The 19,488-nt window shown below is 41.1% G+C and carries 9 protein-coding genes; 1 reads left to right on the top strand and 8 read right to left on the bottom strand.

The features are described 5' to 3' along the window. Positions 1-20 precede the first annotated feature (20 nt). From FG28_RS16110 to uvrA, 8 genes are all read right to left on the bottom strand, one after another. Complete coding sequence (locus FG28_RS16110) at positions 21-1,190, bottom strand: hypothetical protein (RefSeq protein WP_036384576.1); 1,170 nt, start codon at positions 1,188-1,190, stop codon at positions 21-23. A 109-nt stretch (positions 1,191-1,299) separates the two neighbouring features. Further along, positions 1,300-3,240: an OmpA family protein gene (locus FG28_RS16115; protein WP_036384577.1), complete on the bottom strand. Its 1,941-nt coding sequence runs from the start codon at positions 3,238-3,240 to the stop codon at positions 1,300-1,302. Positions 3,241-3,252: 12 nt separating this feature from the next. After that, on the bottom strand, positions 3,253-4,212 hold the full coding sequence (locus tag FG28_RS16120) for a type IX secretion system membrane protein PorP/SprF (RefSeq protein ID WP_036384578.1): 960 nt from the start codon (positions 4,210-4,212) through the stop codon (positions 3,253-3,255). A gap of 41 nt (positions 4,213-4,253) precedes the next feature. Beyond that, a complete protein-coding gene (locus FG28_RS16125; protein WP_036384580.1) occupies positions 4,254-9,482 on the bottom strand; it encodes a gliding motility-associated C-terminal domain-containing protein in 5,229 nt (1,742 codons plus the stop codon). Positions 9,483-9,750: 268 nt separating this feature from the next. Then, positions 9,751-11,676 (bottom strand): OmpA family protein, encoded by a 1,926-nt coding sequence (locus FG28_RS16130; protein ID WP_036384582.1) that lies wholly within the window; start codon positions 11,674-11,676, stop codon positions 9,751-9,753. 10 nt (positions 11,677-11,686) lie between these two features. Beyond that, positions 11,687-12,640, bottom strand: coding sequence for a type IX secretion system membrane protein PorP/SprF (locus FG28_RS16135; RefSeq protein ID WP_036386753.1), 954 nt, complete (start codon positions 12,638-12,640; stop codon positions 11,687-11,689). Between the two features lie 39 nt (positions 12,641-12,679). Next, positions 12,680-15,241: a gliding motility-associated C-terminal domain-containing protein gene (locus FG28_RS16140; RefSeq protein ID WP_197062617.1), complete on the bottom strand. Its 2,562-nt coding sequence runs from the start codon at positions 15,239-15,241 to the stop codon at positions 12,680-12,682. Positions 15,242-15,847: 606 nt separating this feature from the next. Further along, positions 15,848-18,625, bottom strand: a complete 2,778-nt coding sequence (gene uvrA, locus FG28_RS16145) for an excinuclease ABC subunit UvrA (RefSeq protein ID WP_036384586.1) — start codon at positions 18,623-18,625, stop codon at positions 15,848-15,850. 250 nt (positions 18,626-18,875) lie between these two features. On the opposite strand from uvrA, the gene FG28_RS16150 reads away from it, so the two are divergent. Further along, complete coding sequence (locus FG28_RS16150) at positions 18,876-19,457, top strand: RNA polymerase sigma factor (protein ID WP_036386755.1); 582 nt, start codon at positions 18,876-18,878, stop codon at positions 19,455-19,457. Positions 19,458-19,488: the final 31 nt, after the last annotated feature.

Below are 19,488 nucleotides of genomic sequence, written 5' to 3' on the forward strand. Positions count from 1 at the left end.
ACCAACCTAAAAACTCTCGTTTAATTTTTTCTTGAACTTCTGCTATATCTGGCGCTACTATTTCCTCTACTGGAAGAAGTTCTTGCACTTTGCTTAACAGTCGTCCGTTTAGAACTGCTACTTTTTACAGTTCTTTTGGGAGCACTACTTCTTTGAACTACAGACCTACTTGAATTGCTTCTTGTTTGGGGCTTCCTGTAGGTAGTTGTAGTGCGTGACACCGTTTTACGATTTGGGGTGGAAGCAACCTCTCTCTTGGTAACGGTTCTCCTATCTGGAGTTCGTTTTACCTGTTTTTGGGTCACCGCCCTGTTGTTTCTAGAAGCATTATTTGATTTTCTGTACGTATTACTTTGTCTCACGCTGCGTTGCGCCGTAGCTTGTCTTTTTACGCTGCTGTTGGAGCGATATACATTGGGGCTTCCTTTTCTATCATTGTTTTTAGCAACAGTCCTATTGCTTCTTCCGTAATCACCACCACGTCTTATACTGTTGTTATCACGTACGGACACTCTTTTGTCATTTCTATAGATATTGTCCCTTCTATATCTATTATCGTTTCGATATACCTTACCAATTCTGGCATAAGCCCTTCTTTGGTTATATCGATAAGGCGCATAATAGGTATAGCGAACAGGATTGTAATACCTTCTATAGGGTCTAGCATACACATTACAGAATCCAACTGTTGGCCTAATAAAATACCTATGGAAAGGACGGTATACGTAGTGTCTATTATAGATGTTGATATATCCGGTATAGTGACTGAACACACCGCCGTTATAGTAGACATGCAATCCACCAATTCTACGAACTCTACCATTGTTGTACCAAATATTTACATTGCCAATCTGTGATACACGACCATAGTAATCATAAAAAATAGGCGTATTTTCAACTTGGATTACGGCTCCGTAATCATCATACTGTACAAAAGGGTTATAGTTGTATCCGGAGTTAAAGGTGATACCTACATTTCCTATTTGGGCACCAACTCCAATATTAACCCTGTTGTCCATATAGAAATCGAACTCTCCATCTGGGTATACTGAAAAAGTTACACCATCCTCTACAAAGATGAAGGAATTCCCATATCTAGTGGCCATGGCCACATTATCGTCCAATTTGGCTGCTTGGGCACCTATGGTACCGAAAGCAACTGCTGCTATAAAGAGTACTAACTTTTTCATGCTACAAGGTTTTAAGTTCTAGATGTACCTATTTACATCCACCTTAGTAGTATCAATCAACGTGCCAAAAATCATAAATAATTGATAATCAGTAAATTACTATATTTCTTTATTCTTTTATAATGAACACCGACCTTCTATTCAATTCGTGTTTGGCGTCTGGACATCGAACTCCGTTGGAACATTCGTTTAGTAATTGGGTCTCTCCATAACCTTTGGCAGAGAGTCTACTGGGAGCTATTCCGTTATCTATCAACCATTGCATTGTGGCCCGGGCTCTCCGCTGCGATAATCGCATATTAAAGGAGTCACTGGACCTAGAATCGGTATGGGATTCAATATGGATTTTAAGCTGTAGATATTCCTTCATGGCTTCAAGGATTTTGGCCAATTCCACTTCTGCATCAGGTCTTATTTGATACTTTCCATAATCAAAATAGATAGGTTGTAGATTTAGTCTACATCCTAGGTCATTTACCGCGCAATCTGGAGGAGTAAGGGGAATGTTTACTTCCATTGTTGGTCCATCACCAGAAACAAGAATGGTTTCTTCGGTTGGATTGTATTCCATATCTGCGTGTTCCCCACGGATACCGTAACGTTTATAACAGTCCAAAACATTCTCAAATTGGTATGCCCCATGGGTATCTGATATTGTCTGGGCGACAATGTCATTGTTTTCATCCAGTAAAGTAACTTGTGCCCCTTGTAAAGGCATATTGGTTTTGGCGTCTGAAACAATACCCTCCACGATTGTTATGCCACATGATTTTATAAATCTATAGATATCATCGGAGGCACTACCGGCATTTCCGTTTCGATTGGAAGAAAGATACCCCGTATGTTTTTCTTCATCAATGATGAAACCAAAATCATCTTTACTGGAATTTATAGGCTTTTTTAGGTTGGTTACTTTTTGAGGTGTTCCATGATTGTCAAGGGAAATAACGAATATATCCAGTCCGCCTAAGCCCAAATGGCCATCACTCGCAAAATATAAGTTGTTATTTTCACTGATAAAGGGAAATGTTTCCCGTGCTTCCGTATTGATTTTGGGACCTAAGTTCACAGGCTTGCTGTATGAACCGTTGGAGCCAATATCCACATACCAAAGATCAGATTCCCCATAGGTTCCGTTCATGTTTGAGGAAAAATACAGACGCTTTTCATCTGGGCTCAACGCTGGATGGGCCACAGAATACGCATCATTATTAAATGGCAGTTCCTTGATGTTTCCCCAAGAACCCTTGTTGTCTTTTGTTGCCTTGTATATTTTAAGGGTAATTTCTCTATTCTTGTTCTTTTTTTTCTTTCCGTCGATGAAGTTGTTCCTTGTAAAATAAACGGTATTCCCATCTTTAGTAAATGAAGCGGTAGATTCGTGGTAAGGAGAATTTATATCACCTTTAAGCGGAATGGGATTAATTAATTTTCCATTTTCGTCCAAATCGGCCTCATAAAGGTCCAAGTACTTTAGACCATTCCAGGTATGAATTTTTCTTCCTTCTGTATTTTTGGATGAGGATGCATATACCAATTTGTTTTGATAGAAGGAAGGACCAAAATCTGAACTTGACATCCCTTCGGTTATATTCACCAAATCAAATTTATTCGACTCAATGTCCACCAAACTGTCCAAGGCTGGGTAACTGTTCATAAAATTTTGAGCCAGATTAGTAGTTGAGGATCGAGATGAAAATTCACCCATCATTTTCTTGGATTGATAATATTCCCCAATGCTTTTAAATGTCTGTGCAGCCCGGTAATAATATTGTGGCTCCAATTGACTTGCATACTTGTCCACCAATTTTTTGTACCATTTGGCGGCATCGGCATATTCACTGTTAAAATAATAGGTGTCTCCCAGTTTCTTATATATTTGGGCAGATTCGTACCCTTTTTCTACCACTTTCAAATAAATTTCCCTAGCATCTATATAGGCATAGGCCTCAAACACCTCATCTGCTTTTTTTAGGTTGCTTTTTTGTCCGTTTACCGTTAGGGTAAATAGGCCTAAACATAAGAATACCGCTGAAAATTTTGTTGACATCATCATCAATTTTTAAAAAAACCTTGGGGTGAGTACCCTGTCCAGTCTATTGAAGACATCAAACCGAATAAATACCTCATAGGAGCCATTGCTGTAATCTTCAATGGCGGTGGATTGATAATCATAGGCTACCCCTGCAAAAATGGACCTTGAAATTTGGAAGCCAGCCAAGGCACTTATGGAGGCGTTCCAACGATAAGATGCTCCCAGCGCAAGCTTCTCATGAATTAGAAAATTGGCGGACATGTCCCATTGCAAAGGGGCTCCGCTTACAAATTTCACAAGGGTCGCTGGTTTAAATTTTAGGTTTTGACTTAAGTCAAAAACATAGCCCATTATATAGAAATAGTGTAATCTTTCGATGGCTATACTGTTTACATCCTGATTCTGTAATGAGCTCTCATCAAAGTGTTTGGAGTTTAAGAAATTGGGTACGGATACTCCAGCATAAAATTTCTCAGTACGATAATAGATTCCGGCCCCAACTTGTAGATTGAGTTTTTGATCTACATTGTTTTGAAAAGCGAAATCATTGGGGTCCGAGAGTTCCAGTCTGCTGTAATCCACATCCAGCATATCCACTCCCGCTTTAAGCCCAAAAGATAACTTGCTTATGGTATAAGGAGCCAGGTTGATGGAATAGGAATAGTCTACTGTGGCATTTGATTCTATAGCAGGGCCAATTTGGTCATGGACAATGGACATACCCAGCCCCATATTCCTGTAAAGTCCCGTTGGAAAATTCACGGTAAACGTTCCCGTTTGGGGAGATCCGTCCAACCCAACCCATTGTGTGCGACCCAAAACACCAAAACTGAGCACTTCCCTAGATCCGGCATAGGCAGGGTTTACAATTTGGGTGTTGTACATGTATTGGGTATACTGCGGGTCTTGTTGGGCCGATCCTGTGTATGTCATTAAAATTAGATTAAAAAGGTATGCCCATTTGGTTTTTTGCATGTTGAATATCATTTCCTATTCTGTAGGTTGTTTTTGAAGTTGTTTTGTAGTGATTAATCTTGATTGATATAGAGGTATCCTGAATAGCTTTTTTCTCCGGGGTTATCATTTCCATGAAAGGTGAGTGTATAAAAATAAGTGCCACTTGGTAGCTTTCTATCTTTTGCAACGGTGACCTTACTATCCGAATGACCGGTGAACTGTTGATTGCCCAAACCGTAACCATCCATCTCAAAGACCAATACGCCCCATCTGTTGAATACTTTTAAAGTATTGTTAGGGTAACTTTCTATCCCTTTTATTTGGAAGTAATCGTTGACACCATCGCCATTGGGGGAAATACCATTAAAGATTTTAAAATCGGGGTCCACTGGATCAACACATGGGATTCCTTCAATTATGGTTACAATTTCCTCGGACTCATCTGAAATGGTATTATTTGTGAAGACCTCTAAAGCAGATACCGTGGCTTGATTGGTGACTTCTTCATCAGCTATGTCCTGTTGGGTAATGGAATAAAAGGCTTCAAACATCCAAGTTTCACCAACGGAAAGTACTTGGTCTCCATTAATGTCACTACCTGGCAAGGGTCCTTGAATATCAGCTTGCTGTAATAGCGTATCTTCCAGTAGTATTTGATACAAGTTGATGGCTCCCGTATTTTCAACAGCAAAAGTATATTGAATGGATTCTGCACATCCATCACCATCCTGATCTACAAGCACTCCGTTTTTTACGAGTTTAATTCCAGCGCGGGCCACACAGGCACCTGCAATTGAGGTGATGGTGTCATCATCTTCATCAAAAGAGTTATTATCAGAATCGTCTGTAACCATAATAGTGGTTCCAAGCTCAACAGCACTTACCTGTGCCCGATTTATAACCTGCCCCGCTATGCTATCCTGTTCCGAAATGGGATATAGGGCTTGGTAGGTCCATGTTTCACCAACGGAAAGGTAGGTGTCACCATTAATGTCATTTCCAGGTAACGGACCTTCTATGGACCCCGGTCCTAGTTTAATATCATTGAGAACCACATCTTGAAGAATAATCGCTCCTGTATTTTTTACCGTAAACGTATAGCTGATATTTTCTGGGCAACCATCATTGTCAACATCTTCCAATTGACTGCCAGCAGTTTTTATGAGCCCGATTTTCGATTCAGCGACACAAGCGCCTGAAACATCAATAATGACGCTATCAGAGCTATCGGAAACAGAAGTATTGTTTTCTTGTTCTACAGCAGAGACACTGGCTTGATTCAATACGGTACCCCCATCAATATCCGCTTGGGTGATGGGGTAGGTGGCCTCATAGGTCCACACCTCGCCAATGGAAAGCATTTGGTCATTTCCCGTATCGCCAGTGGGTCCGATGATGGGAACATTCAAATCTGTATCTGTAAGTACAATTTGGGCTAAATCCATAGTTCCCGTATTGGAAACGGTGAAGGTATATTGTATGCTTTCCATGCAGTTATCTCCATCTAGATTGACCAACTCACCGGATTTTTCAAGTTCAATAACCGCCTCAGAAGGGCAGAAGGTGTCGTCCAAGGGAATTGTAATCTCGTCCGTATCCAAAACTGGGTTGTTGGTGCCCTCCTCAACCGCCGCTACATCAGCTTGATTCATAACTGACAACACCCCAATGTCAGATGGGGTAAGGTGATACAATACTTGGTAGGTCCATTGCTCACCAACAGATAGCACTTGATCGTTATTGGAATCGCCTATGGGCAGCTCAATGACTTGTCCTCCCAAATTATCATCGGTCAGGATTACATTTAGGAGATTAACCGTACCCGTGTTCGAAATAATAAAGTTGTATCTGATGGCTTCAGTGCATCCATCATTATTTTGATCTATAAAGTCCAATCCTCCTACAAATTTGTTAAGGTTTATGCCGGATGGCGTACAGACATTGTCCAAAGGTGAAATGACGGTTTCCCTATCTAGAGTATAATCCGTGTGGTCCGAAAAGTCAGAAACAGGATTGTCACTAATCACTTCTTGGGCATTTACCTCTGCTCGGTTCCGTACCTCATTGGCAGTGATGTCCGCTTCTGTAATGGCATATTGGGCCACATAGGTCCATTCTTCGCCCACTGAAAGGACACCTTTTGTATTAATATCGGTGCTTTGTACCAGACCAGTAATCTCGCCACCCAAGTCAGCATCGGTAAGCACAACGTTATCAAGTTCAATAGTTCCTGTATTGGCTACGGTAAAGGTATATTCAATGGTATCGAAACAACCGTTTCCACTGTCCACCATAACCCCTGTTTTTTTGAGCCCAATTCCAGCTTCAGCTGCACATGCATTTACACCTAGGAGGGTGGTGATCTCGTCCATTGCAGAAACTTGGTTGCCGGAACCCTCTTCCAGCGCGGTAACCTGTGCTTCGTTTGTCACCTGCCCATCTGATACATCTTGTAGGGTCAGTGCGTATTGTGCTTGGTAAATCCATGTCTCACCCACGGAAAGTTTGCCATCACCGTTAGAATCAGAAATGGGGATGGGACCGTTTAGGGGGCCGCCCAAGACAGTATCGTTGAGCATCACTTCTTCAAGATCTAAGGCTCCTGTATTGGCTACTGAAAAGGTATATTCAATGGTGTCGAAACAGCCATTTCCACTGTCCGCCAAAACCCCTGTTTTTGTGAGTTCAATCCCAGCTTCTGCCGGGCAGGCACCTACGGTGGAAGTGATGGTTGGTCTGTCCTGGGCATAATCGGTGGGGTCGGAATCATCCGCAACTTCAATGTTGGTGCCCCATTCATTTGCAGTAACCTGCGCTTGATTGACAACCTCTAAGTCAGCAATGTCCTGATCATTAAGGGGATAGAGCACTTCATATTTCCATCTTTCACCAATGGAAAGAACTTGATCATTGTTGACATCACCCTGTAATGATTCATAATCGGTTATGGTTCCGCCAAACAAAACATCAGTAAGTTCTATGTTTTCAAGGGTTATGGTACCTATATTTTCTACATCAAAAAAGTATCGGATAGTTTCGTCGCACCCATCATTGTCCAAATCTTCCAAGTTTCCCAAAGGCACTCTTTTAAGAAGACCAATTCTGGACTCTGCAGCGCACACGGTTTGATTAAAAACAATAGTGGTTGCACGGTCTTCATCATTGTTGGTATGATCCGATAAGTCGGATATTGGACTATTATCGTTCAAAGCGATGGCGGTAACCTGGGCTTGGTTGGTAACTTGTCCGGCTATTTCATCTTGATCAGTAATGGGGTAGAGTGCTTCATAAGTCCAGCTTTCTCCTACAGAGAGCACACTGTCACCACCAATATCGCCTTGGGGGCCAGTAATGGGAGCTTTGAGTGGTGTATCAATAAGGGTTATCTGTCCCAGATGAATGCTTCCCGTATTGGTCACCGTAAATTGATAAGTTACCGTTTCTGGGCAACCGTCATTATCTAAATCCTGCAGTCCAATAAGAGGAGCCCTTTTTATGAGCCCAATACTTGCCACTGCTGGACAGGCATTGGCCCCTAAAGGAGTGGTGATCTCGTCCATGGCAGAAACTTGGTTGTTGGTATTCTCTTCATAGGCGGTAACCTGTGCTTGGTTGGTTACCTCTCCGTCTGAGACGTTCTGTGGGGTTAGGGAGTGGAGGGCTTGGTAGGTCCATGTCTCACCCACAGAGAGTACACCATCACCGTTGGTATCTGTAATGGGTATGGGGCCGTTTACAGGTCCGCCCAAAACATTATCATTAAGCACTACATTTTCAAGGGCGATACCTCCGGTGTTGGACACCTCAAAGTTGTAACGTATGGTCTCCACACAACCGTTATTATCTAAATCCAGATAATCTGAGACCCCTACTGATTTCACCAACGCCATACTTGAGGTGAGACATGCTGGCACAATGGTTTGGTCATTTTCGTCATAGCTGGTATCATCAGAATAATCGAATAAGGCTATGCCCAAACCTTCTATTTCAGCTTGTACCAGTGCTTGATTGGACACAAAACCGGCATCATAATCGGCTTGGACCAAATTATAGTTTGCTTCATAGGTCCAGGTTTCCCCTGGATCTAGAATTTCATCCCCATTGCCATTGTTGGTACGGTTGGCGATTTCTCCGCCCAACATATCATCTGTCAATAGGATGTTTTCAAGAGGAGCCTGACCGACATTTTGTACAGAAAAGGTGTACAAGATGCTTTCGAAGCAGTTATCGCCACTATCATCTGTAGGCGTGGCTTCTTTGATGAGTGCTATTCGAACAAAAGTAACACCACATGAAGGGTCATCATAAGCGGCAATGGTACCATCATCATTGCCAGAACCACTCCCAAATGTACCTCCACCACCATTTTGACCACCATCATCCGAAAGATCGGATACTTCAATATTCTGGACCACGGTTTCTGCAGTAACATCGGCTTGGTTAAAAATAGCCCCCCCTTCTTCAAGATCTGCAGCATACAAGGCTTGGTATTCCCATTCTTCGCCAGGGCTTAGGATGCCATCGCCTCCAATATCAGCTCCTGGTTTTGGACCGGGGACAGCTCCTCCAAGCAATGGATCGTTCAAAACAATGTTTTGCAAACTAATGTCCCCTGTATTTCTTACCCTGAAGGTGTATAAAAAGTTCTCAGCGCAAGCGTCATTGTCCAAATCAAAATACGCCCATTCCTTAATTAGCCCAATGCTGGGGTTTTGACACGCGGACAAATCTACGATGGTGGGGGCTTCACCATTGGGGTCTGATGGATGGGAAGTATCCCCAACCTCAATACTGGGGTTGGAAACCAATTCGGCATTGACGTTTGCTATTTGTCCAATAAATTGGCCATTATCTAGGTCTGTTTGTGCGATGGTGTAACTAATCTCAAAGGTCCAAATTTCCCCGGGAGAAAGAATCCCGTCGCCACCCACGCCACCAGTATCGCCAGTATAGTCCGATGACATTGGTCCAGCAATTATTCCACCAAAATCAAGATCGGTAATTACCACATTTTGAAGCTCTTCTCCAATGCCGCCTTGATTGGTTATGGTATAGGTAAAGGGAATTTCGCTACAATCGCTTCCATCAAATGCGGGGGCAGATTTTATAATGGAAATGCTGGGAGCATATGGGCTGGAACTGGCATGCTTTATTTCAACCTCATTATGTGTGAAATTACTTGGCGCCGTGATATTTTTGCTGTTGGAAAAAGTTGAAATTGAAAGATAAAATGCTAAGATTGAAAGGATGCTTATCAATCTGATTTTTCGCTTTTTATTATTAATTGAGTCAAAGAGCATAGTTAGTTGCTTTATTTGGGGGGTGACTGCAATTTTTTGAATTGATGCTAAACCATTTCTAATTCTATAAAAATCTTGTCATAAAATATGGTCTTACAAAGCATTGGCTCTTGCCCAGAAAAGATGCAGTAGCGTAGCTTTTTTAAACCATAAAGATTTACCTTTTATAGGTATTGGAGCCCTATAACTTTACAAATGGCAGCTATGATTTGATGAAAAAGCCGTTCCGTTTGACGGAGATTTCAAAGATTTCCCTTCTGCGTTGGTTTTAGTATTGAATGATGAACATAGACCTTCTATTGAGTTGGTGCTCTTCCTCTAGGCAATTAATGCCATTGCCACATTGGTTTAGAAGTTGGGATTCCCCATATCCTTTAGCCGAAAGCCTACTGGAATCTACACCTTTGTCCATAAGCCAATTCATGGTGGATTGAGCTCGTTTTTCAGAAAGGGTAGCATTATAGGTGTCATTACCTCTTGAATCTGTATGAGACTCAATATGAATATTTAATTGTGGGTATGCTCTCATTGCCTGCAATATTTTGGCCAATTCAATTTCAGCATCTGGTCTGATATTGTGTTTGTCAAAATCAAAATAGATGGGTTGTAAATCAAGTCTGCATCCCAAATCGTTCACTGGGCAGTCTGGCGGGACAAGCTCTAAATTCACCTCTAAAACATACGTTCCATTTGGTGAGGTTATTAGCTTTTCTGTAGGTTGATAGTCCTTTTCTTCATTAGTTCCACGGATGGCATATTGGCTATTGCAATCCACCAAACCTTCAAATGAATATGACCCATCAGTGGAGGTTATCTCTTGGGACATGACGTTATTTTGATTATCTAATAAGGTAACCACAGATCCATGAAGGGGCTCACCCGTCTTTATATCTGAAACAATTCCATTGATAACTGTATTACAGCTTTCATTTATCAAATAAATATCATCTGATATACTTCCTTCAACCCCCTCACGGTTTGATGATATATAGGCTGTTATATGTTTCTCATTTATAATAAAACCAAAATCATCTTGATTGGAGTTTATGGGACTTTGCAGATGGGTTACTTTTGGGTATTGTCCATTTTGATCCAAGGAAATAACAAAGGTGTCCAAGCCACCTAGGCCAGGATGTCCATCGCTGGAAAAATAAAGGTTATTGTTATCACTTATATAGGGGAAAGACTCTCTTTCTGGAGTATTGATAACAGTTCCAAAATTTACAGGAGTTCCATAGGTTCCATTCGGCAGAATATCAACATACCAAATATCAGACCTTCCCAGCGAACCTTCCATGTCAGAGGAAAAATACAGCCGTTTTTCATCGAGACTTAATGCCGGATGCGCCACAGCGTATGAATCACTGTTGAATGGCAACTCCTCCACATTGCCCCAGACATCATTTTCATTTTTAGTGGCTTTATAGATTTTTAGACTTACAAGTCGGTCTTTATCTCTTTTTTTCTTTCCATCCATATAATTGTTGCGGGTAAAATAGACAGTTCCTCCGTCTTTGGTAAAGACAGCCGACGATTCATGATATGGGGAATTGATATCTCCTTTCAGAGGAGTGGGATTAGAAAGCATGCCGCCCTCTCCAATATTGGCTTCATATAGGTCTAGATACGGAAGGCCGTTCCAGTCATGTATTTTACTTCCCATGGGATTAATGGAGGATGAGGCGTAAACAATTTTATCCCCAAAGAATGACGGCCCAAAATCGGAACTCGATAGTCCATTGGTAACGTTCTTAACGATATATTTTTTATTCTTAAAATCCATTGGGCTTTCTATTGAAGTATAGTTTTCTGCTGGTTTGTTATCATTAGATGATGCCCCGAACTTTTGCATCATTCGCTCTGACTCATCATATTGACCTACACTTTTTAGAGTTTGCGCCAATCGGTAGTAGTATTCCGACTCAACTTGGCTTGGATATTGCTCAATCAATTTTTTGTACCATGTTGAAGCTTCTGCATATTCACTGTTATAATAATAGGTGTCGCCCAGTTTTTTAAAAATTTGAGCTGATTCATATCCATCTTCCACCACATCCAAATAAATTTTCCGAGCATCTATATAGGAAAAATTATCAAACTCATCGTTTGCTTTTTTTATTTTGAGTTCTTGGCCTTTCATTCCAACCACAATTGACAAAGTCAATACCAGTTTTATAAGAGTTCTTGATTTCATAAGTAAGGGATTAAAAAAATCTTGGGGTCATCATTCTGTCTGGACCGTTGAATATGTCAAACCGTAAAAAGACTTCATAGGAGCCATCGCTATAGTTCTCTATTGTAGTAGATTGATAGTCATAGGCCATTCCCACAAAAATGGAGTTTGAAATTTGGAATCCAGCCAGTGCACTCATGGAAGCGCTCCATCGATAGGAAGCCCCCAAAGTAAATTTTTCATTGATTAAGAAATTGGCCGAAATGTCCCATTGTAGTGGTGCTCCACTTACCATTTTCACCAGTGTTGCTGGTTTAAATTTTAAGTTGTCATTTAAGTTGAATACATATCCTGCTATAAGAAAGTAGTGCAATCTTTCTATGGCAACGCTTCCAGGGTCCGTATTGTTCAGTGTACTTTCATCAAAATGTTTGGTATTCAAAAAATTGGGAACAGAGAGACCTGCATAAAACTTGTTGGTGTTGAAATAGATTCCGGCACCGACCTGGGGTTGCAGTTTATTATCCACATTATTTTGAAAAAAAGGATCTTCAAAATCAAAAATGTTCAGACGGGAATAATCCACATCCAATACATCTATGCCCGCCTTAAGCCCAAAGGAGAGTTTATTCGGGGATTTTAGAAATAATGAATATGAAAAATCCACTACTATGTTTGACTCTATTGCTGGGCCTATTTGGTCATGTACAATAGATAGTCCCAATCCCATATTGTCATATAACCCTATAGGAGAGTTAACAGTAAAGGTGCCCGTTGTTGGGGAACCTTGCAGGTTTACCCATTGGGTACGGCCCAATACACCAAAACTAAGTGTTTCTCGAGACCCAGCATATGCAGGATTCACAATCTGGGTGTTGTACATGTATTGTGTGTATTGGGGATCTTGTTGGGCAAAGCTTTGATAGACTGTTGATAACAGTAGGATCACCATTGACCATGGCATTCTTTTGTTATTTGGTTTCATTTGGATTTTTGTTTTGAATTTTGGCATTGCGGAATGCAATCAATCTCTATTTATATAGATGTATCCTGAATAACTTTTTTGCCCCGGATTCTCGGCAGGGAAGGTTAATACATAGAAATAAGTTCCGCTGGGTAGTTCCCGGTCTGCTGCAATGTTCGCTCTTCCTTCAGAGGCACCCCTGAACAAATTATTTCCTTGGCCATATTCACTGATTTCATAGACCAACACCCCCCATCGGTTAAATATTTTCATGGAGTTGAAAGGATAATTGTCAATGCCCTCGATATGGAAATAGTCATTTAGACCATCTCCATTTGGAGTAATTCCATTGAATATCTCAAAGTTTGGATTACCAGAGCCAACACAGGCACCTGCTACTGATATAAGCGTGAATCCATCCTCGGAATAACTGGCATCATCAGAGAAGTCTGAAATACTATTTTGTGTACCCACATGGACAGCGGTTACCTCTGCTTGATTTTGGACTTGGGTCGCGTCAATGTCTGCCTCAGTAATTCCATAAATCAGGGTATATGTCCATTCTTCATCCGGTCCTAGGATTCCATCATTTCCTGTATCTCCCGAATCTGGCTCGGTTAAGGTTATCGCCAATAAGTCGTCTTGTACGGTAACAGATTCCAGGTTTACATTGCCTAAATTGGCAACCGTGAACGTATAAATAATGGATTCTTTACAGCCATTGTCATTGCTATCAACCAACTCACCTTGTTTGATAAGTCCAATACCAGGGTTGGGAATACAAGCTCCCGTGACGGATGTTATAGTAGGGTCGTTTTCTGCGTAACTGTCATCATCAGATAAATCAGCATATTGGTTGTTGTTCAGCATTAAATTTGCCCTTGCTTCTGCTTGATTCATAACCTGGGTGGCATCAATATCAGCTTGGGTAATTAGGTAAGTTGCTGAGTAGCTCCAAACTTCATTTGGATCCATGATTCCATCATTGCCATCATCTCCGGAGTCGGGCCCAGGTATAACACCCAGCAATATGTCATTGTCCTCAAGGATTACTTGGTTCAAGTCCAGTGGACTTTTATTTGTTACACTGAACGTATACTGGATTTGATCTTCGCAACCATCTCCATTACTGTCAATGGAAGTCCCTGATTTAATTACGCCCAAAGGGCCTCCATGGTCATCGCAGGTTCCTGCGACATCGGTTACCGTGAATTCGTCTTCGTTATAGCTATCGTTATCCGACAAATCGGATACTTGGATATTTACATTGTTGCTCAAATGCCCTTTTACACTAGCTTGGTTTTGGACAATACCTTGGTCTATATCGGTTTGGGTAATATCATAAAGGAAATTGTATATCCATTCTTCGCCGATACCTAAGATATTATCATTCCCAACGTCTCCAGAAGCAGGCCCAGGAATGACTCCGCCAAGGAATACATCATCAAGCGTAACTGTGGCTAAATCCACGTCTCCCAGGTTGGCCACGGTAAACTCATATAGTATATGATCATCACAACCATCCGCATCTATATCAATTACTTGTCCTTGCTTAATGACACCAATTTCTGGGTTTATACAAGCCGTGAGGTCAGTCACTGTGGGATGGTCCTCAAAAATTATGTTATCATCAGAAAGATCATTTACAAAGTTATTGGGAGCTACAAGGATTTCCGCTGTTACCGTTGCTTGATTTACCACTTCTCCCGTATTGTAATCGCCTTGGGTAAGATTATAAGCCCTTCTGTATACCCAAACTTCGTTCAAGTCTAGATGTCCGTTACTGTTTAAATCTGTAGTGAGATCTAAATCAGGTATGGGATTATTTCCAAGTTCATTAACAAACAAGGGGTCGATGACCTCAATATTGGTTAAAATTTGGGCTCCTGTATTGGAAACATAGAAAGTATATTCGATTTGGCTGCAATCATTGCTTACCGTACCTGTCTTTACCAGAGCTACTCTTGGTTGGCATACTGATATATCGATTATTGTTGGATCATTTTCCAATACACTGTTATCATCAGAGTCATCTTCAATAAAGGCATTTGGAAAACCCTGCACATTAGAGGTTACATGGGCTTGATTCTCCACATGGCCTAGGTTTTTGTCAGCTTGTGTAAGGTCATAGGTTTCAAAATAGGACCAAACCTCGCCAACTTCCAATATGTCGTTGCCATTATCCCCAAAAGACGGTCCAACAATGGGATTGGGACCAATCAGTGGGTCAATGACCTCAATATTTTCTAAAAAATCGTCACCAGCACTTTCATTGGTAACATCAAAACGGTAACGGATGTTATCGCAACCAGGGGCCACAATACCTGTTTTGACGATTGCAATGGTAGGCTGGCATTCAGTTAAATCAATTATGGTAGGCTCATCTTCCAAAACACTGTCATCATCAGATAGGTCATTCACAGAGATTCCCTGGCCTTGAACATCTGCCGTAACAGTGGCATTGCCACTCACTTGCCCATTGATCCTGTCCTGTATGCTTATAATATCTAGGGCATTATATTCCCATACCTCTCCTGGGTCCAAAAAAGTATTATTGTTGTCATCGCCGGCCGATGGACCTGGCAAGGCGTTCATGCCGATTAGGGGATCAATAACCTCCACACCCTCTAAAATTTCACCGTTAGTACTTTGATTAGTAACCGTATAGGTAAATACTATTTGTCTGCATGGACTCCCAGGGTCTTGGACCCCTGTTTTAATTATAGCGATAGCCGGAACGTATGCAGTGGAAATCGAGACATTCAAATTAGTTTGGGATTCCGAATGAACAGATGCAATGTTGTTTGCAGTAGGGCTGTTCTTATGATTTTCTATTGGGGTATTAATTAGAGGGTTTGGGACAAGACGTACCATTGCAAAGAAAAGCCCCAGTATAAACCCCCTCTGCCATTTGGTTTTAGAAATGGAGAGATTCATAATTTAAGTATTGGTTATCGCTAATTGTCCAGATGAATCTTCTCGCGGCATTTTGCTCTAACAACAAAATCAATCAGGGAAGTAATCAAATTGACAAATATTAGCGATGCGATGTTATAACCATATTTGGTTTTGAAAGGAAGTAAATTTGTAAAAGGAAGGTTAGGTTTGATAAAACCAGTATATGAATTGATGTATTTTTGAGACTATGAATAGGAAATGTCAGGGACGTCTTGAGTTTACCCCTGTACTTTGTGTACAATATAAAATCGAAAAAACTTGTTTAGTTGATCAAATCTTATATTTCAGATATTTAGCAGTGTGGGATTCAGAGACTTGAGCAACCTCCTCCGGAGTGCCCTCAACCACCAAATACCCACCATTTTCACCACCCTCAGGACCAAGGTCAATGATATAATCCGCACATTTAATGAGTTCTATATTGTGTTCAATGACAATGATGGAATGCCCTTTACCTATCAATTCATCAAAGGATTTGAGCAATTTTTTAATATCGTGAAAATGGAGTCCTGTGGTGGGTTCATCAAAGATGAACAAAGCTTTTTCCTTGGTATTCCCTTTTACCAAAAAAGAAGCGAGTTTAATACGCTGCGCCTCACCGCCCGAAAGGGTAGAGGAGGACTGCCCTAAGGTAACATACCCCAAACCTACATCTTGCAGAGGCTGTAGTTTGCTTACAATTTTGTCCTGTTTGTGATTCTTAAAGTGTGCAATGGCGTCATCGATGGTCATGTTTAGGATATCATCGATGTTTTTGCCTTCAAACTGCACTTCCAATATATCTTTTTTGAAGCGTTTGCCCCCACAAACATCACATTCCAAATGCACATCAGCCATAAATTGCATTTCCACGGTAATCTCACCTTCACCCTTGCATTTTTCACAACGGCCACCATCCACATTAAAGGAAAAGTGTTTGGCCTGATAGCCTCTCAATTTGCTCAACTTTTGCGAAGCAAACAGACTTCGGATGTCATCGTAAGCTTTAATATACGTCACCGGATTTGATCGGGAGGAACGCCCAATGGGATTCTGGTCCACAAACTCCACATGCTTTATGTGGGCATATTTACCTTCAGCAGCACTAAACTGTCCTGCCTTTTCACCATAACCACCCACTTCCTTTAATATGGTAGGATACAGAATTTTTTTGACCAAGGTACTTTTTCCACTTCCGGAAACCCCTGTGACCACCGTTAACATGTTCAAGGGAAAGGTTACATCAATATTTTTAAGGTTGTTTTCCCGTGCTCCCTTAATCTGAATATAATGTTTGGAATTTCTTCGTTCGGCAGGAACTTGGATTTCTTTTCTCCCCGTTAGATAATCAGCGGTGAGGGAATTGGATTTTAAAACGGCTTCCAAACTTCCTGTTGCCACTACTTCACCACCTAATGTCCCTGCTTCAGGGCCAATATCGATGACCTCGTCGGCAGCTTTCATGATATCTTCGTCATGTTCCACTACGATAACGGTATTGCCCAAATCCCTTAGAGATTTAAGGACTTCAATGAGGTTTTCGGTGTCTTTGGGGTGAAGGCCGATGCTGGGTTCATCCAGAATGTACATGGAACCCACCAAACTACTTCCCAGCGATGTGGCCAGATTAATGCGCTGGCTTTCCCCACCGGATAGGGTATTGGATTTACGATTCAGGGTGAGATAACTTAATCCTACTTTATCCAAAAAGTCCAAACGGGTGGTGATTTCGGTGATCAATCGTTTGGCGATGGCGGTGTCGTGCTCGGATAGTTGGAGCTCCTCAAAAAAAGGAACTACTCTTTTTATGGGAAGTTCTATTAAATCTGAAATAGATTTACCACCTACCTTTACATAATTGGCTTCTTTTCGAAGTCGCTTTCCTTTGCAAACCGTACACTTGGTTTTTCCTCGATACCGAGAAAGCATCACCCGATTCTGGATTTTATAACTCTTTTCTTCGAGTTGTTCAAAGAATTTATGGATACCAATAAAATGCTCATTCCCGTCCCAAACCAACTGCTTTTGTTCTTCAGAGAGTTCAAACCAAGGTTTATGGATGGGAAAATCAAATTTATAGGCGGAGTTCACCAATTGGTCCCGATACCATCCCATGCTTTCACCTCGCCAAGGAAAAACTGCATTTTCATAAACGGATAGGGCGGTATTGGGAATCACCAAATCTTCATCAATGCCTATCACATCACCATAGCCCTCACATTTGGGACAAGCGCCGTAGGGATTATTAAAACTGAAAAGGTGTACATTGGGTTCCAAGAATTTCATCCCATCCAATTCAAACTGATTGCTGAACACCTTAACTTCTCCACTTTGCAAGTTTTCTATAGCGCATTGACCCTTGCCTTCAAAAAAGGCATTGTCCACCGCATTGGCCAATCGGTTGTAGAAATCCTCATCATCCTTCACAATTACCCGGTCCACGACCAAATCAAATTCCCTTCCAATATCCTCAGGAGCTTGATCTATTCTAAGGACTTCACCATTATATTTAATACGGGCATAGCCTTGCTTGGAAAATAGCTGCAACGATTTTATGGAGTCGCGGTCTTCCTTAATAATAATAGGAGCCAACAATAGGAGCTTTGTTCCTTCAGCAAGTGGCTTTATATAATTAATGACATCGGTTACGGTATGTTTTTTTACCTCCTTGCCCGAAATAGGGGAGATGGTCTTCCCAATACGGGCATACAACAACTTTAGGTAGTCGTAGATTTCCGTGGTGGTTCCCACCGTGGAACGCGGATTGGTAGAATTCACTTTTTGTTCAATGGCAATGGCCGGGGCTATACCTTTTATATAATCCACTTTAGGTTTGTCCAATTTTCCCAAAAACTGCCGGGCATAGGAAGAAAGACTTTCCACATAGCGACGTTGACCTTCGGCATAAAGTGTGTCAAAAGCCAAGCTTGATTTACCAGAACCGGACAATCCGGTAATCACCACCAATTTATTACGTGGAATAACAACATCTATATTTTTAAGGTTATGGAGTTTGGCACCTTTTATGATGATATTCTGCTTGGGATCTATGTTGGTAATCGCTGACATTTGTTAAAATTAGGGCCTCAAAGATACGATACAGGACACTTAATACGTATATTGCATCAGTTAACATATAAAAAAGCGCAAATCACAACATAGTTTTTAGGTCGCCTACCTAATTTTCTATATTTGAGTTGTAATTAAAATACTGATAGGCCTATACAGAAATAATTACTTTTTTAAAATTTCAACTAAATACCTAAAGTCTTTCTTGGAAAGGGAAGACCGTGATATTAACCAAAAAAAAGTAATTTGTATGGAACTACAGATTAATGACTCGATTCTAGTTAAAAACTACATTGCTGGTGATGAAAAAGCGCTAGAGGCGCTCATCAACAGGCACAACCAACGAATTTCCAGTTTTATTTATTCCAAAGTACTTGACAGGGATGTTGCAGAGGACATCTTCCAAGACACTTTTATCAAGGTCATTAAAACCTTGAAGAAAGGTTCATATAGTGAGGAAGGCAAGTTTTTGCCATGGGTAATGCGCATTGCCCACAACCTTATTATAGACCACTTTCGGAAAAATAAAAGAATGCCAAAGTTTGAAGGCAGCGATGACTTCAACATTTTCTCCGTAATCAAGGACGAGAAGCTAAATGCTGAAAAACAAATCATCAAAGACCAGATTGACAACGATCTTACCATGTTGATTGATGAATTGCCCGAAGATCAGAGAGAAGTCTTGATCATGCGTATCTATAAGGACATGAGCTTCAAGGAAATCTCTGAAAATACTGGGGTAAGTATCAACACAGCTTTGGGAAGAATGCGCTATGCACTGATTAATCTCAGAAAAATCGTTGATCGTAAGAACATCGTTTTAACGAATTAATCGGCATTCTGTCGAACCCTACAATATTTCA

Source organism: Muricauda sp. MAR_2010_75 (assembly GCF_000745185.1).
Lineage (GTDB): Bacteria > Bacteroidota > Bacteroidia > Flavobacteriales > Flavobacteriaceae > Flagellimonas.

Excerpts from the sequence above, each read along its gene's own strand:
- FG28_RS16120 (WP_036384578.1), bottom strand. The coding sequence starts at position 4,212 with ATGATATTCAACATGCAAAAAACCAAATGGGCATACCTTTTTAATCTA.
- FG28_RS16110 (WP_036384576.1), bottom strand. The coding sequence starts at position 1,190 with ATGAAAAAGTTAGTACTCTTTATAGCAGCAGTTGCTTTCGGTACCATA.
- uvrA (WP_036384586.1), bottom strand. The coding sequence starts at position 18,625 with ATGTCAGCGATTACCAACATAGATCCCAAGCAGAATATCATCATAAAA.
- FG28_RS16125 (WP_036384580.1), bottom strand. The coding sequence starts at position 9,482 with ATGCTCTTTGACTCAATTAATAATAAAAAGCGAAAAATCAGATTGATA.
- FG28_RS16150 (WP_036386755.1), top strand. The coding sequence starts at position 18,876 with ATGGAACTACAGATTAATGACTCGATTCTAGTTAAAAACTACATTGCT.
- FG28_RS16115 (WP_036384577.1), bottom strand. The coding sequence starts at position 3,240 with ATGTCAACAAAATTTTCAGCGGTATTCTTATGTTTAGGCCTATTTACC.
- FG28_RS16135 (WP_036386753.1), bottom strand. The coding sequence starts at position 12,640 with ATGAAACCAAATAACAAAAGAATGCCATGGTCAATGGTGATCCTACTG.
- FG28_RS16130 (WP_036384582.1), bottom strand. The coding sequence starts at position 11,676 with ATGAAATCAAGAACTCTTATAAAACTGGTATTGACTTTGTCAATTGTG.